The following is a 16288-nucleotide window of genomic DNA, read 5'->3' on the forward strand; positions in this document are numbered from 1 at the left end:
AACGGATTAATTCCCCATGTTCAAAACCTCGGTCGGCAAGTAAGGTCACCGTGCTTTGCGGTGGCAATAGGGTGAGTACTTGTTCTAATACTGGACGATAATCCTCAAAGCCAACTGTGGCACTGCGATGTTCCAGCACTACTTGCGCCAAGCCAATCGACCTTCCTCCCCAAATCAAGCATACTTCTATTAAACAAAATTTATCCCACAGCATACTCGTATCTAGAACCAGTTCTAACGATGCTCCTGCAAATGCTTGCAGAAAGTGCTTCAGCAATGGGTTATAGAATGTTTCAGGGATGATGTGCGGATTATGCACAAAGTAGTTTAGTCTTTCCATTTGGCTCCTTGCTTTGCAGTCCCGATGGCTCAAATAGGGCAACCAATGACTAAGACTTGCACTTCCTGATTGTAATATTGCGGCTACTGCCTCAGCAAATCCTTGCAGATGTCGTTTGTCTTTTGGCTTAATCCATTGACGCATTTGTTGTTGTAGTTGAAGATAGAGGTGGGGTATTTGCATGAGAACTTTTGTTGAGGAACTTGAGTATCTCATGTTTTGCCCTTTCCCTATCTCCTGTCTCATTATGAGAATCTATGTGTGTCAATGCTTTCAAGACTTTTCTGCACCACTAAGCTCCACTAATAACAAGATCGTATTGTGCAGATGGAGAACGAAAACTTTTAACATTTGTATAGCCTCGCAAACCACAAAAACAAATTAAAGCGATCTCTTCTAACAGATAACCAGCTTTTGTTATTTCTTCTTGTTTTGGTTTTGGTAAATCCAAAAATATTTTGAGTTGATTTAGATACTCATCTAAAAGAGGAATTGGTATATATAAATGTGAGACACAACGACTAACTGCTAGTTCTGGAATATTTTTCCCTTGCTTTCTTAGTTCTTCCAGTTGTTCTAAAACTTCAGCAAATTGGTCACATAGTTGTTCTACTGACAAACTCATATAAATTCAATTGGGTCAAGTGCTGTAACCCTAACATCAAAAGATAGCTCAGAATAATCCTCTACTTCTTCTTCACACAAAGAACAATGCCAAGGTAGTTTGGGGAATCCAGTGCCGTATGGAATTGCACCTGCTGGAACAGATGGATCACAATTATGATAAATGAGCAAAGAACTTTTAGTTCGCTCAGAAAGCCCTAAAAGTGTCAGTATCAGTAACGCCGTAGAGTATTTTAATCCTAAGCTTGCAGCGAGTTGATGAGGCATCATATTACTACCTGCTTGACTAAAGTGTTTGCTAAGTAATAATTTTTGATAATCATCTAACTTTATTGAATCGTCACAAGTAAAAAGAGTCATCTTTTTCTCCTAACTCAATCTCATTTATTAAGAAGTCTAACGCTCCAGTACTACCTCCGTATTCTATATAGCAATGCAAATGGATTAAAGCATCTGGCTGCTCTGATTTAGGTTTAGCACCAAAATAGCAATGCGCTTTGAAAACAAATTCTTTTTTATGTTCTTTGTCAGATATTTCATTACCAGTAATTACATTTCGTCTATCCAATCGAAACTCATAAGACTTAGTACCCCACTCTCGTATGATTGTTCTTAAAATTGCGTTTTCAACATCAGAGAATTTGGGCGAATCCTCTAATGCCTCTAATCCTAGTGATTCAATAGCAGATTTAGCTAATTGTTTTGAAAGTGCCTGTAATCCACTAACGTCAATGTCAGAACTTCCAGAACTACGGGCATTTAGAGCTACCCCAGACGCTTCAGCACGAATACGCAAATGCGCCCATTCATACTTAAAACCTCCTATTGCTTTATTAAGATATTTATCCCATAAATCTGATAATACAAGTTTATATAAGTTTGGATTTTCCCACTCTCCCTTAAATAGTTCTTTTAGCTCATCAAAAAACTGAGGGATATATTTCCAATATGTAAATTGATTTTGTTTTAGAGTTTCATCATTATCCTCATAGACAGAACTGCTAAATCCATTCCAATGTAATGAAATATATCCATCCCCAATCTCAGCAGCTACCATCCAGCGAATATTTTGACTGAGATCTAATTTGCGGGCTTCACCTATACCAATAAAAGAGGGATTGGAGACTTTATGAACTCGGATGTACCATTTCTTATTTCTCTCTTTATTAAAAATCGTACCATACCACTTCTCATCTCCAAAATTCCTGAGTAAAAATGCAACATCAGCAAGTTGAGGTTCTTCTAAGTGCTTACCCACTTGAAAGCTTAACCATTGTTTAGGCTGTTCTATATATGCTAACAAAACGTCATTTTCAGAAATCACACCATCATTTAGTGCATATATAATTTCATTAACCAAACCTTCCTTTCCCTGACTAGTTTTTCCTGAAGGGAATATTTTTTTTAGCGTGCTGGTAGTAAATTCAGGGCTTGCCAAAAAATGACGGAGAAAATCTATGCCAGAAAATCCATTATCAACAAAAGCTTTAACACCACTCATACTTTATTAGACTAAATAATGTAAGCATTGTATTACCAAAACCTTAAAGATCAATACATCCATTTGCTATATTTAGCTAAGTTTATTTTTGCAACCATGGATATTTTGTGTATAAAATGTTCGTACAATAAACTAGATTGTGCTAAGGAAGGTTTGAGAAAAAGCTTTGAGATTAAAAGTGCTAATTTGATTAGCTCCACTAGCGATCGCACTTTACTTTCACAGAGATTAAAGAGGCGATCTCTTCACGAAGTATTACAAATCCAAAACCTGTCTTACTCCATCAATAATCGGCAAATATTCGTTAATATTTAGGCTGCCCAAATAGCCAATTACCCTCTGTATATCTACCGCACGTATTTGGTCGCACAAAGCAACCGACTTTTGAGGCAGTCCCGCTGTTCCAGATGGAATAATTGGATATAGCACAGGATTTCTCTTACCCCAAACTCCGAACTGAGTAGTTAATGGAACCACAACCACAACAGAATAACGAACATCTCCCAAAGGTACACCAACAATAACAGCAGGTCTTCTCCCTTCCTGTTCATGTCCTTTAGGATTATGGGAAGGCAGGTTGACAAAAACAATATCACCACATTTGAGAGGCTGACTATTCAAAATCTCTATCCTGCTTTTACCACTAAACCAATACCAGAAATATATTCCACTGGCTTCATACTGGGCATTCCACCCTCGCCCCAATCATACTCAGGTAAATTACCGCCTAAATCTGCATCTAACCAAGATTGAGACTCTAGATCATTTGGGGCAAAATTTTCTGTTTTTGATAACTCAGTCGCTAGAAACTGAATAGCCCTAAGCTTGTCGGAAGGGTTTAGTTTTTGCAGATTCGGCAATAACTCGGTGAAGGTCATAATTGTAAACTCAGAATAACCGCTTACTTTATTTTACTTGCTGGCGATCGCACTTTACTTTCACCGAGATTAGAGAGGCGATCGCATTACATTTCAACTCTTAAGTTCTAAATCTGCTTGCAAAAAATCGACAAATTGCTGGGCAGTACGACCCGATTGACCATTATGGCGAGTAGCCCATTGCAAGGCGCGAAAATTGAGATCATCATCCAACAATTCAATACCTGCACGCTTTGCGAGGTGATGCACGATTTTGAGATAGATTTCTTGGTCGGCTTGCAGGAATGTCAGGGTTAAGCCAAAGCGATCGCTTAGAGATAACTTTTCCTGCATTGTGTCCCAAGGATTGACTTCTTTACTATCGCTAAGATCTCTCAGGCTAGGGCGATCGCTAAAATATTCACGCAATAAATGACGACGATTGGAAGTTGCATAAACCAAAAGATTATTGGGCTGTGCAGAAAGGTTTCCTTCCAGAACTACCTTGAGAGCCTTATAGTCTTCGCTCTCTTCCTCAAAGGACAAGTCATCCACAAAAATGATAAATTTCTGTGGAACTTGACGCAGAATCTCGGCAATGATGGGCAGATCTTTAAGATCATTTTTAGCGACTTCGACTAGACGTAAACCGCGATCGCGATAGGCATACATCAATGACTTAACCATTGAAGATTTGCCAGTGCCTCGACTGCCATAGAGCAAGGTATGCAACCCATGATAGCCAGCTAAAAAAGCTTCTGTATTCTTGTACAGAGTCTGTCTTTGTGACTCGTAGCCGATTAGATCGGATAGCTGAACCAAATCGGGATAGGCAATCCCCTCCAGATGACCTTTGCACCAACGGAATGCATCGTAATCAGTAAATATCCCTGTGCCTGAATGTTTGTAATAATTGGCTAACTCTGGCAAGAGTTGCGTCCAGTCATCGGTGGATTGAAATTTGAGAATCAGCGATCGCTTAACTTCCGAAAGTCTCGATATATTACTTTCTGACAATTGCAAGGTCACAGGGCGATCGCCAAAAGATTCTATACAATCAACTAGCTTATCTCCGCCCCAAAGACTAATCTCTTCTAGGACTTGGAGATCATGCTTGGCGGCAGCGACCAATGATTGAGATAACAACTTAAATTCTGTGGTTTGCGCTTGCTGACTAAAGGGATTTTCAGAGGTCAGAATTTGCGAAATTAGATAGTCTCGCCAATTGTAGCCTGTTGAGGCAATCGCCCGAAACCATCTTCCATAGGCAAATAAATAGCTAAGCCGCCGCGAGCTATTTTCATGACCATCTAAAGCGAAGTTGGCAAGGCTATGCAATAACTTCACATAGGCTTCCCACGTTTCTTGCTCTAAAACATTTTGGTAAAGCAGTAATGAGGCGATTCTCACTTGCTTTGTATAAATCGATTGCCGCGTCTCTTCAAGCATATCTACATCAAGTTAATTTCGTAAGGAATGCACTTCACAAATAATCTTGAAACTCTTCCCATGTTATCCCTTGTTGGAGATAGTTAGGCTGATTTGGTTTATAGGGTGCGACGAGGCGATCAATGGTCAATATTTCGGCGCGATCGCTAATTACTGACACATCAGGATCAAAGGCTGTCGATCGCATCAAAGAGCTTGAAAAGCCCTTGAAAATCATTACTTCATCAAGTTCATCATCAATTTTTAGCTTGACCAGTAAAACTTCTTGAGGATGGTTACTACTATATATTTCTAATTGTTGACCTTGATTTGCAGGCATAGTACAAATGATTTTTATTTTAAGTTTAGGTTAGGCGGTGCAGATTTCTAGAATATATTAGGAACTCAGCCTGTAGTGATACTGTCAACAAAATAAAGTAATTTCAAAGTTTTTAGCATATGTGGAAACCTCGATCGCCCAAATTTGTGATCCATGCTTTACCGATCGCCATTCTGACCTTACCTTTAGTAAGCTTCTCAGCGATCGCGCAAAACACTTTTGGACTTGCTGGAGAGGATGGCAATCGCGGTCAAGATGGGCGCAATGGTCGAGATGGGCAAGACCTCAAAATTGTTGGTGATGGGAAGCCTGCTGCTTATAATCTCACAGGCACAATTGGCGAAGATGCTGAAGATGGAATTGCAGGGCGATCGGCTAGTAGTTGTGAGCAGCCTCGTCGGACTCAATTCTCTCTAATTGGTGCATCTGGTGGTAGTGGGGGCATCGGCGGTAATGGCGGCAATGGTGGACGTGGGGGCAATGCCACTATTTTTTACACTGATATTGCAGCGCTCCAGATGCTCGAAATCCTTAACAATGGCGGAAAGGGTGGGCGTAATGGCCGCGGCGCTCTCGGTGGAAAGGGTTGTGACTGCCAAGAAACTTCTTGGACAATTACGACCTGTACTACAGAAGTCGAGCGCAGATCAGCTAAAGATCCAAATGCTCCTTGGCAACATTATTCTAGCCATTCGAGAGTTTGCTCAACATCAGGCGACAATTTTGGGGAGAACATTTTGTCTAGTCTTTTAAGTAATGTTTTGCCATCTTCAAAACAACCTAGCAGCGATGGTAATTGGGTCTATCGCAGTAAAAAGGAACAATCCAGCAGTGCTTCTTATTCTTGTCAGAGTGGTCGCGATGGACTGACAAGTAATAACGGACTTGAAGGAAAAACTGGTCCCTATGGACAAATTACACTTGTACCGCGTTTAGATATTCCTGCGGAGATTACAAGCGATCGCGCTGCTCTCGGAATAGCGATCGGCAAAAAAGTGGGACTAATTAAAAATATTTGGGTTGAGAGAAGTGGCTTGACACGTCTACTTCGGGCTAGTTCTGACGTGCCAGATACATACACCTATCTCAAAGATACGGCACGACTTTTTTATCGATTTGATTGGGCGGCAAAAGAAACTCCTGTGGCTTTAGGAGTCGATCTCGTCGAAATTGGGGCAAAGGTAAATGTCCGCAATGAGAATGCAGAGCTTGAATACCAACTACCAGGAACATTGGAATATCAAGTTATTCCTGAGAATAATCTTCAAGTGGTGAAGATTACAGGCGGGTTTAATCCAGATCGTGTTAGTTCATTCCAATTGCAAACTATCTCAGGTGTTGGCACTGATAATCAATTAATACTTAGCGATCGCGGAAATGTGCGCGAGTTACTCAAAGAGACACAAATCGAAGTGGAATGTTTTAGTAAGCAATCGGCAACGGGTGTAGTCGCTGGCGATTATGTTAAACGTCGCAAGGTTACCTTCAAAATTCCACCGAAACTAGAGCCTAGCGAGGGAGCGAAAGTTAATGGCAATAGTTACACTTTGCCCGTTGGTCGTTATTGCTCACCTTGGCTAAAAGCTGATTACAATGCAGCTTATGGAATTGTGATCAATCAAACCACCAAGAGCGGCGCAAAATATAATCAAAGTATCGACTCTGCTTTTATCGTTGGGAAAAACTAATGGTTGTTAGTACAGGAATTACAGACGCAATTCATAGTTTGAACGATTTAAGCGATCGCTTAAATTTACGTCAAGCTGATAGCGACAATTTTTTTAGCGAATGGGAAGAAAACTTTCCAGAACTAACTGAGTTAGAAACAGCAGGTGTTGCTAAGCTCAAACAGCGTTATGACTATCAAAGAATGGATGGGCTATTATTAGAAGGCACTATTCAAGTCGCTGTAGTATCTCCTTTGTTAGAGCTAGCAGGATTTCTCGATGCTCCATATCGGATGTATTCGCCCTACGGAATTATGTTAGAGCTTGATGATTCCGAGGAAATATTACGTGGCTTTATCGATATGCTCGTTATTCAACAAAAACTCTGGATTTTAGTAGTCGAGTCTAAACGGACTAGTATTTCTGTGCTAGCAGCTATACCGCAGTTATTGGCTTATATGTTGGCAAGTCCCAATGGACAAAGTGCTAAGCCATCTTACGGTTTAGCTACCAATGGGGATGAATTTGTATTCCTGAAGCTAACCCATGATGATGCGCCTCAATATGATGTATCGCGTACTTTTTCCTTATTTCCTAGACAACATGAACTCCGTAAAGTCCTCCAAATCCTCAAGCGATTGGGGCTAGCTGTACTGGAAGCGCTGTAAATAAATAATGGTTTTGGCGAACTGATGATCAATAGGATTTACAGTGCTATAGGCACTATAAATCTTAAGTTGAGTAGTTTTAAGGCCCCTTCTATGAGATTCTGGTATCAATACAGACTATGCACAATCTGCAAAAATGCTTATGAGTTCGATTCGTGTTGTCCTAATTGAAGACCATGACCTGACCCGCATGGGCATGAAGATCGCCTTGCAACAGCAGGGAGAACTTGTGTTTGTTGGCGAAGCTGCCACGGGCGCGGAAGGTGTGTCTCTGGTAAATAGCCAACATCCTGATGTGGCGATCGTTGATTTGGGCTTGCCTGATATGGATGGCGTAGAAGTAACGCGCCAAATCAAGGCGGCGGCTACTGATGCAGGACGAGCCACTAAAGTTTTAATTTTGACCTTGACCGATAGCCAAGAAACCGTACTCGCTGCTTTTGCCGCAGGTGCAGATTCCTACTGCATCAAAGATATTAGTTCCGAAAATCTGGTGCAAGCACTGAAGCTAACTGCTGAGGGCAACTCATGGATCGATCCTGCGATCGCAAGTATTGTCTTACAGCAGGTACGTCGTCGCGAAGCAACTGTGGAAATTGATGCTGCTGAGGCAGACTACAAGCAAGTCCTTGCCGCTACGCCATTAACTGAGCGTGAGCTAGAAGTGCTATCTGAGATTGTCAATGGCAATAGCAATGCCGAGATTGCTGAGCGCCTTTACATTACAGTGGGCACTGTCAAAACCCATGTACGCAATATTTTGAACAAGCTATGCGCTGATGATCGCACTCAAGCCGCCGTCCGCGCCCTCAGAGCAGGATTAGTTAAATAAAAGATAAGACGGCGCGATGCGCCGTCTTATCTTTTATTTATAAAAATTTATCTTAATTAAACCATTCAGGTTTTATATATGGATGTATAGATTTTAAGGTGCATCTATGATCTTTTCGCTTTTGAGTGGTGTTGCCAGAGCATTAAATTTCGTTTCAGCGAAGTTAACAGACTTAGCGAATTTAATATTAAGGCGATCGCAGTCGAGTAAATATCCGCTTTTGCCTCAGAATGATCCCGCAATTACTCAGCGTCAAGCATCCCTAAATCAATCTAGGCAACTCTATCAATACAACTACACCTACATTGAGTCGCTACCAATGGTGGAGAAGGTTCCTAAGAATGAGAGGTTTTCTCTATCTTGGGGATTATTAGTTGGGAAGGTCGTGGTCAAGGTTTTGTTAAATGATCGCGCTAATCCTTCGGCATTCATTGATAAGGAGAAATCTAAAGCCCAACAACTGGACTTCTCAAAGCGTTTGCTAGAAGCTAGTATGTCTCATTCAGAAAATGCCCTAGTAGAACTATTGTCTGACTTGCCAACAATTCTTGAAGATGAGCCAATTGATTTAGAAGGGACAAATATTCAAGAATATAACGATCTTTTTTGGATTATTCCTCTACCTGCAATCAGCCAAAATTTTAAGAGCAATTCCGAATTTGCAAGGTTGCGCGTCGCTGGATTTAATCCGCTAGTGATTCAACAGGTTAAGGCTTTGGATGCGCGATTCCCATTGACTGAGGCGCAATTCCAGAAGGTTTTGACTGGTGATTCTTTAGCTGTGGCAGGAGCAGAAGGGCGATTGTATTTGGCGGATTATGTAGAACTAACTGCGATCGCAGGTGGTAATTTTCCTAAATCAGAGCAGAAATACATCAATGCACCTTTAGCTCTATTTGCGATTCCCAAAGGGAAGAAGAGTCTGACTCCGATCGCAATTCAACTGGGACAAGATCCGAATACCAATCCGATCTTTTTGAAACAAGATGGTGATGAGCCAAACTGGATGCTGGCTAAAACCGTTGTCCAAATCGCCGATGCTAATTACCATGAACTAATTAGTCATTTGGGTAGAACGCATCTATTTATCGAGCCTTTTGCGATCGCGACAAATCGCCAACTCGCCAGCAATCATCCTCTATATGTTTTACTAAAGCTGCATTTCCAAGGTACTTTGGCGATCAATGATGCGGCTCAATCTGGACTGATTAATGCAGGTGGAACCATTGATAGTCTATTGGCAGGCACGATTGGCTCTTCTCGCGCTCTGTCAGTACATGGTGTCAAAACCTATAACTTTGATGAGGCGATGCTGCCTGTAGCGCTGAAGAAGAGAGGCGTTGATGATCCAAACCTATTGCCAGACTATCCCTATCGCGATGATGCTTTATTGGTTTGGGATGCGATCGCGACTTGGGTTAAGAGCTATCTATCCATCTATTACTTCAATGACAATGATGTGATTAGAGATTCAGAACTGCAAGCTTGGGTACAGGAAATCATCTCTGATAATGGCGGTCGTGTAACTAGTTTCGGACAGAGTGGACAGATTCGCACTTTTGATTATTTAGTCAATGCAGTGACTTTGCTGATCTTTACTGGTAGCGCTCAACATGCGGCAGTGAACTTCCCTCAAGGTGACTTGATGCTTTATACTCCTGCATTTCCTCTCGCGGGCTATACTCCTGCCCCAACTAAAACCACAGGTGCAAGCGAGGCAGATTTTTTTGCAATGCTGCCTCCAATCGATCAGGCTAAGAGTCAATTAACAATGACTTATATTCTTGGTTCGGTCTATTACACGACCTTGGGTGAGTATGGCACTAATTATTTTAATGACGATCGCATTCAGCAGCCTTTACGTGATTTTCAAGATCAGTTAAAGGCGATCGAGTCCACAATCAAGTCTCGCAATGAAACACGAGTTGCAGACTATAACTATTTGAGACCATCACGAATTCCCCAAAGCATCAATATCTAAAACCCGAACCAATAAATTTTTTAAAAGTGTTGCTTCGCAACACTTTTAAAAAATTTATTGGTTCGGGTTTTAGCGCAAAGCCTCGATACCTATCTAATCTGAGAAACTTCAATGCCAGAAAAGCTCAGCAAAAAACGCTATTCCACAAACCTGTTTGATATCACTCAGGACATTATTGGTGCGTTGCCGCTCAAATTGGTGGAGCAATGGCTGAGCAGCGAACAAACCTATGAGAATGCGTTACAAATACTTGAGAGTCACAAAGTCCAAGGATATAGTGTATCTTCTGACTCAGTTGGACTCACTAAGCTGACGCAGCAAAAGGGATTATTAGAGATTTTAGCAATCATTAATCAACCGAAAAAAATTTTACATGGCTACGGAAAAGCGATCGGGGGAGAAAGTGTAGGGATTTGGGCAGCGGACAATACACAGATGTTCTATCCAGATTCTCTTAGTGCATCTACCCTTGTTTCCACACTCCTAACGATCCAAGATGCGATCGCAAACAGTTGCCAAATCAAAATTGGTATTGGTGCTCATTATGGTAATTTCTATTCGATTAGTGGTGGTTTGTATGGAGTAGAAGCAGATGAGATTGAAGAAATAGCTGAGAATCATACCTGTGGTGGGGAGATCTTAATCAGCCAAGCGATATGCGATCTCCTACCATCAAATCACAACTTCACGATAGAGAAACGCGGTGATTTAAATCCGACAATTGGCAATATTTATCGAGTATTAGATGGCGAGAGATTATCAGGATTACAGCCAATCGATCACCGTTATCCAATTCCCTATTCTGAGGATTTTTATGCTGATTTATTGGAATATGAAACTCGACTAACCGATCAAAATTTTGCTCATGCCTTAGTAGATAGGTATATTCAACATAAAGTAGTGGTGCTAATCGAAAGTAAAAATGAAGTAGTAGAGACCCATGAAGTTTCAATGTTCAATCAGCTTTCATTCTCTGCTTTAATGAAAGATATCGGTTTGCGACTGCTAGACAAAAAAGCTGCTGCGGAAATTAAAGTGCTTAGCTCATTAGGAATTTATGCTTTTGATGATGCGATCGAGTCGGTGAAATTTGCCCAAACATTTCGTCAAGAGTTAGCAAAACAAGATATCACTTGTCGGATTGGAATTGATCAAGGTGAAGTTCTTATTTTTAATCTACCATTCGGCACTAGAGATATTGCGGGAAGCCCTGTTAATGTAGCTTCCAAGATAGCTCAAGACAAAGGCGAATTTGGTAAACTATATTTGAGTACATCGATGCGTGCTCTAGTAGATGTGAGTGGATTTAAAGAAATTAAGTACAGTATTTCTGGAGTAGAGCTAACTTCCTATGAAGGGTAATGTAACCAAAATCTTCTGTGTAATATTTTTGCTATGGGCAATCCTATTGCCTATAGCTCCTTTACAAGCAATTCCCATTAGTGATATTCCTAATCCCAGAAGAGTAAATGGAACTTGGGTTAGTGATGTCGCAAATGTTCTGAGTGCTGATACCGAAGCACATCTCAATAAACGAATTTCGCAACTAGCTGCAAATAACGGTTCAGAAATCGCTGTGGTGACCGTGCCAGATACGACTCCAGCCAGCACTGTCAAAGCATATGCTACGGAGTTGTTTAATACTTGGGGAATTGGTAAACGCGGATTTGATAATGGCGTGCTATTTCTGGTCGCAGTCAAGGAACGACGAATTGAAATAGAAACTGGGCGCGGTATTTCTCCCTATATTAGCGATCGCCAAGTAAAGCAAATTATCGAAGATCAGATTACTCCTGAGTTTAAGCGTCAGAACTATGATCGCGGGGTCATAAATGGCGTGGAGGAAGTATCAGGACGTTTAGAGAAAATTAATTTTTATCCTTTCCCCTTTTTTTCGATTTACAGCAGCATCGGACTGGTGGGCATAGCGATCGCTATTAGCGGCGTGATATTGATCGTTATCAAAATTAGAGAGTGCAGACAAACATTGCCTACTGTGAAGCAGCAAATCCTCCCTAGTTCTGTTGTTTTTCAGCTACATATTCCTCAATTGACGGAATTTACCAGTTTAGGAATGTTGCTACTGGTATTTGGGCTAGTTACGATTACCATTAGCATTAATGCATGGGTCTTGTCGCAGGAATCACTGACTAGCTTATTTATTCAGCCAATCAATCAATTTTTAGTCACGATATTGATTAACTCGATCGTCGCTTTTGCATCTCTTGCTATTTGGTTAAGTATTGAAAAATTTTGGTTGGCTCAATTGACTACCATTTTCCAAACTCCAATTCAGCGCTATGAAACAAGTCGCTTTGGCTTAGAATTATTCAGAAATTCTGGGTTGATTCTTGTTTTTCATTTCCCTGCTCTGGCTGTGCTGTGGGTAATCATCAGTACTTCGATTTTGCTAACTATTCCTAGACACTCGTTATTTGCATTGACAAGCTTACTTTTGGCGATGGGATATCAATTTCTATGGCTGTACCTAGTTAATGACATGTATATTGACAGGAGCTTAGCTAGAGAGAAGTATTTTTGTCAAAACTGTCGAAATCTAGTTCAGCATCTAGCCTCAGATATAACTGATCAGTACTTGACCAAGCCAGAGTTAAAGGCTATCGAGTTGGGGAATGCTACTTACACAGTATATTCTTGCGATCGCTGTTATCCTCAAACTCGCGATCGCCAACATGTTTATTGCCAGCCCAATATTTTAAACGAAGATGCAGTTTGCCCAAAATGTAGCTATCCGACATTGATTGACGCAGAACTCAAACAATCTCGCAGAACCAAGAAATTCCCCAAAAAAGCTTCCAAAGATGCGATCAGTATGCGTCAATGTCAAAACTGTTTCCATGAAGAACCTGTCTATCCATTTATTCCTAAACCTGTGAGTTATGCTAGTAGTTCAGATTATTCCAGTTCTAGCGATAGTTCTAGTAGTAATTCTAGTAGCTATGATTCCTATGATTATGGAAGCTCGTCTTCTAGCAGTGACTTTGGCGGCGGCAGTAGCGATGGTGGCGGCGCTGGTGGCGATTGGTGATTATGCAATAAAGCGATGCTTAGCATAAATGGCAATGCTGGTAATACAAAGCAACGGTGTCAACCAATCACCCCATAAGACATATAAAGTCTTGGTATCGCGCAAATAAACTGTTTCCAGATGGGTTTCATAGGTATTTACATCCGATAGCCAAATCGTGCGCCCATTCGGATCAACAAAGCCAGAATAGCCAGTATTAGTAGCTCTAACTGCCCAGCGATCGCTTTCAATTGCTCTTGCTACATCTTGAGCATGGTGTTGCGCCGACATATAAGAAGCAAAGTGAGAATTATTAGAAGCAGAGAGAATTAACCTCCCCCCTGCGGCGGTTTGGAAACGGAAAGTTGCTGGATAAGCCGACTCATAGCAAATCCCCACAATGAAACGTCCCCAAGGTGTATCAACAAGTTGCTCGCTCGAACCTGCATCGACTTCGCCTCTAAGCGGAGATAAGCGCTTAATCAGACTTCCTAATATTGGTTTAAAGGGAATATATTCCCCTACTGGCACAAGCCGCACTTTGTCATATTGACCGAGAATCTTATCTGAGCCATCAATCAAAAATAGACTATTAGTATAATTATTCGGATCTTCCGCATTGGGATTGCGAGTCGTGCCAAAGCCTCCCAGCCAGACAGGAACGCGATATTTCTTCACTGCGAGATCAAAAGATTCGCGACGAGCATCATAGTTAGGATAGAGAAAAGAAATTGCGGTTTCAGGAGTGACGATCATCTCTGCTCCTGACTGAGCTAGCTTTTCATAGCCTTTGGTATAGTTATTAACTGCGATCTCCCATCCTCTCGGTTTGACCGTGAGCGCATTGGGGAAATCCCCCTGAATGATTCCTGCTTTGATGGCTTGTCCATTGCTTCTTACCATGCGATCGCTTTGCATTTCCCAAGCACCATAACCCGCGATCGCAATTAACAAAGAAATCGCCGCGATTGCATAGCGTCGTCTTTCAGCCCAAGTTCTATGTAAAAGAATTTCCGCAAATAATCCATTAATTGCCACAATCGCCGTAGTCATAGTCTGCTGTCCAGAGATACGGCTAATTTGTAACAACAGCAAATCATGGGGGCTCTGGGTATAGCCAAGCGCCGTCCAGTAAAGTGGCCCCCAACTCCACACAATTTCTAATCCACTAAACATCGCACAAGCAATAATTACCCGACTAGTTACATTGAGCTTCTGCGTGAACAATGACATTCCCCCAGCCCATAAGCCCGACAATACCGCACCCCACCCCGTAATCAACAACCAAACCAAAGTTGCAATCCAAAAACTCGTCCACCAAGGCACACCCATCCATTCCATCGGATGCACACTCGTAATCCAAAATAGCGCCATACCGTGATAGCAAAATCCCCACATTGCTCCCATAGCGATCGCCTCTTTGACCTTCAGATTTTGAGCCAGCATCCACAGAGGAATCAGGGCAATCCATGCTAGCCACCATTGACTAAATGGATCAGGTGTAAGTCCCATCAGTACACCACCTAGAGCGGCAAACAGGAGATTTTGCAAATTTCGCATAGAAAAGCCAAATAATCTTTATATTGTAATTCTACAATTTTCGCATTTATTCCTGAATAGCAGTCTGCTACAATGCGATCGCATTTATTAAACGACAATCATCAGTAGATTTCAGGCTAACTTTACATGACTGATCCACAATCTGACCTACTAGATAAAATACGGCAGCAATTTGATAGTAGTCCATATCCTAGAATCCCTCTTGATAAATCCCCCAAAAACGATCCAAATGAACTATATATTCACAACCTAGTAACTTCTTTCTACTTAAGAGATCAAAAAGTTATAGATACTAAAGGAAGAGTTATTTTAGATGCAGGATGTGGTTCTGGTTATAAGTCTCTCATTTTAGCTGAAGCAAACCCAGGGGCAAAAATAGTTGGAGTAGATATATCCGCAGAATCTATTAAGTTAGCACAACAACGTTTAGAACATCATGGTTTTGATAACGTGGAATTTCTTGCCACATCAATCGAAGAATTACCATCTTTAGGTTGTCAATTTGATTATATAAATTGTGATGAATTGTTATATCTTTTTCCTGAGCCTGCGATCGCTCTAAAGTCGATGCAGTCAGTATTAAAACCTGACGGCATAATTCGCAGTAATTTACATAGTTCTATCCAGAGAGCTAATTTTTTTCGCGCTCAAAAAATGTTTAGAATGATGGGTTTATTGGATGAAAATCCAGAAGATCTAGAGGTCGAAATTGTTGTGGAGACAATGCAAGCTTTAAAAGACAATGTTTTGCTAAAAGCTCAAACTTGGGACACTAAATATACAGTGCAAGAAAATAAGCAAGATATCTTGATGAATCACTTATTCCAAGGCGATAAGGGCTATACGATCTCCGACCTTTTTGATGCTTTAAGATTATCCGATCTAGAGTTTATTAGTATGGTAAACTGGCGCGAATGGGATTTTAGAGATTTATTTAAAGAAGGAGATAATTTGCCTGTCTTTTTGGGGATGAGCTTACCAGATCTATCGATAGAGGATCGATTACAAATGTATGAACTAATCCATCCAATTCATCGGTTATTAGATTTTTGGTGTGGTCATCCGCAGCAAGCTCAATCCTTCGTTCCTTTTAGCGAATGGAGTGGTTTCGATTGGCAGACTGCAAAAATTTATCTACATCCTCAACTAAATACTTCTAATTTTAGAGAAGATCTAATAACTAATGTGACTGGTTGTGGGATTCTTAGTCTTAATAAATATCTATCAACACATAAACAAGTTGTGACACTTGACAGCTCAATGGCTACTTGTCTATTACCTTTATTGGATGCACCACAGTCTATGCTCTCTCTAGTTGAACGTTGGAAGCAATTTAGACCTGTAGATCCTGTGACTTTGCAGCCTATAGATCATGAGAAAGCTTTTCAGTTAGTCCAAAATACAGTAAAGTCTCTAGAAAGTCTGGATTACCTCATGCTGGAACTTCAATCTCACTAATATT

At 41.0% G+C, this 16288-nt stretch carries 15 protein-coding genes and 1 pseudogene; 7 read left to right on the forward strand and 9 right to left on the reverse strand.

Annotation, left to right across the window (positions count from 1 at the left end):
- From APA_RS04805 to APA_RS04840, 8 genes and pseudogenes are all read right to left on the reverse strand, one after another.
- Positions 1-523, reverse strand: a pseudogene (locus tag APA_RS04805) (IS4 family transposase); the annotation flags it as partial.
- Between the two features lie 109 nt (positions 524-632).
- Positions 633-965 (reverse strand): hypothetical protein, encoded by a 333-nt coding sequence (locus APA_RS04810; RefSeq protein ID WP_201321182.1) that lies wholly within the window; start codon positions 963-965, stop codon positions 633-635.
- Positions 962-1324 (reverse strand): hypothetical protein, encoded by a 363-nt coding sequence (locus APA_RS04815; RefSeq protein ID WP_201321183.1) that lies wholly within the window; start codon positions 1322-1324, stop codon positions 962-964. Before APA_RS04815 ends, APA_RS04810 begins: the two co-directional genes overlap by 4 nt.
- The gene (locus APA_RS25060) at positions 1305-2465 is read right to left on the reverse strand and encodes a hypothetical protein (protein WP_236579411.1); all 1161 of its coding nucleotides are present in this window, start codon (positions 2463-2465) and stop codon (positions 1305-1307) included. Before APA_RS25060 ends, APA_RS04815 begins: the two co-directional genes overlap by 20 nt.
- A 255-nt stretch (positions 2466-2720) precedes the next feature.
- Complete coding sequence (locus tag APA_RS04825) at positions 2721-3086, reverse strand: type II toxin-antitoxin system PemK/MazF family toxin (protein WP_201321184.1); 366 nt, start codon at positions 3084-3086, stop codon at positions 2721-2723.
- A gap of 5 nt (positions 3087-3091) precedes the next feature.
- Complete coding sequence (locus APA_RS04830) at positions 3092-3343, reverse strand: hypothetical protein (protein WP_201321185.1); 252 nt, start codon at positions 3341-3343, stop codon at positions 3092-3094.
- A 93-nt stretch (positions 3344-3436) separates the two neighbouring features.
- On the reverse strand, positions 3437-4771 hold the full coding sequence (locus APA_RS04835) for an ATP-binding protein (protein ID WP_201321186.1): 1335 nt from the start codon (positions 4769-4771) through the stop codon (positions 3437-3439).
- 34 nt (positions 4772-4805) lie between these two features.
- A complete protein-coding gene (locus APA_RS04840) occupies positions 4806-5090 on the reverse strand; it encodes a hypothetical protein (RefSeq protein WP_201321187.1) in 285 nt (94 codons plus the stop codon).
- 119 nt (positions 5091-5209) lie between these two features.
- On the opposite strand from APA_RS04840, the gene APA_RS04845 reads away from it, so the two are divergent.
- The 6 genes from APA_RS04845 (at position 5210) to APA_RS04870 (ending at position 13287) form a co-directional block, all read left to right on the forward strand.
- Positions 5210-6778, forward strand: a complete 1569-nt coding sequence (locus tag APA_RS04845; RefSeq protein WP_201321188.1) for a hypothetical protein — start codon at positions 5210-5212, stop codon at positions 6776-6778.
- Positions 6778-7425 (forward strand): type I restriction endonuclease subunit R, encoded by a 648-nt coding sequence (locus APA_RS04850; protein WP_201321189.1) that lies wholly within the window; start codon positions 6778-6780, stop codon positions 7423-7425. Before APA_RS04845 ends, APA_RS04850 begins: the two co-directional genes overlap by 1 nt.
- A 142-nt stretch (positions 7426-7567) precedes the next feature.
- A complete protein-coding gene (locus tag APA_RS04855) occupies positions 7568-8257 on the forward strand; it encodes a response regulator transcription factor (protein ID WP_103667276.1) in 690 nt (229 codons plus the stop codon).
- 106 nt (positions 8258-8363) lie between these two features.
- Positions 8364-10238 carry a lipoxygenase family protein gene (locus tag APA_RS04860; RefSeq protein WP_201321190.1) on the forward strand — a complete coding sequence of 625 codons (1875 nt, stop codon included), beginning with the start codon at positions 8364-8366 and terminating at the stop codon, positions 10236-10238.
- Between the two features lie 111 nt (positions 10239-10349).
- A complete protein-coding gene (locus APA_RS04865) occupies positions 10350-11600 on the forward strand; it encodes a hypothetical protein (RefSeq protein ID WP_201321191.1) in 1251 nt (416 codons plus the stop codon).
- Complete coding sequence (locus tag APA_RS04870; RefSeq protein WP_201321192.1) at positions 11590-13287, forward strand: YgcG family protein; 1698 nt, start codon at positions 11590-11592, stop codon at positions 13285-13287. Before APA_RS04865 ends, APA_RS04870 begins: the two co-directional genes overlap by 11 nt.
- Here APA_RS04870 and lnt read toward each other — a convergent pair whose 3' ends face one another.
- A complete protein-coding gene (gene lnt, locus APA_RS04875; protein ID WP_201321193.1) occupies positions 13288-14826 on the reverse strand; it encodes an apolipoprotein N-acyltransferase in 1539 nt (512 codons plus the stop codon). It lies immediately after the preceding gene.
- Between the two features lie 126 nt (positions 14827-14952).
- On the opposite strand from lnt, the gene APA_RS04880 reads away from it, so the two are divergent.
- Entirely contained in the window at positions 14953-16284 is a 1332-nt protein-coding gene (locus tag APA_RS04880) for a class I SAM-dependent methyltransferase (protein ID WP_201321194.1), read from the forward strand.
- Positions 16285-16288: the final 4 nt, after the last annotated feature.

The sequence above is a fragment of the Pseudanabaena sp. lw0831 genome (genome assembly GCF_016584665.1).
Classification (GTDB): Bacteria; Cyanobacteriota; Cyanobacteriia; order Pseudanabaenales; family Pseudanabaenaceae; genus Pseudanabaena.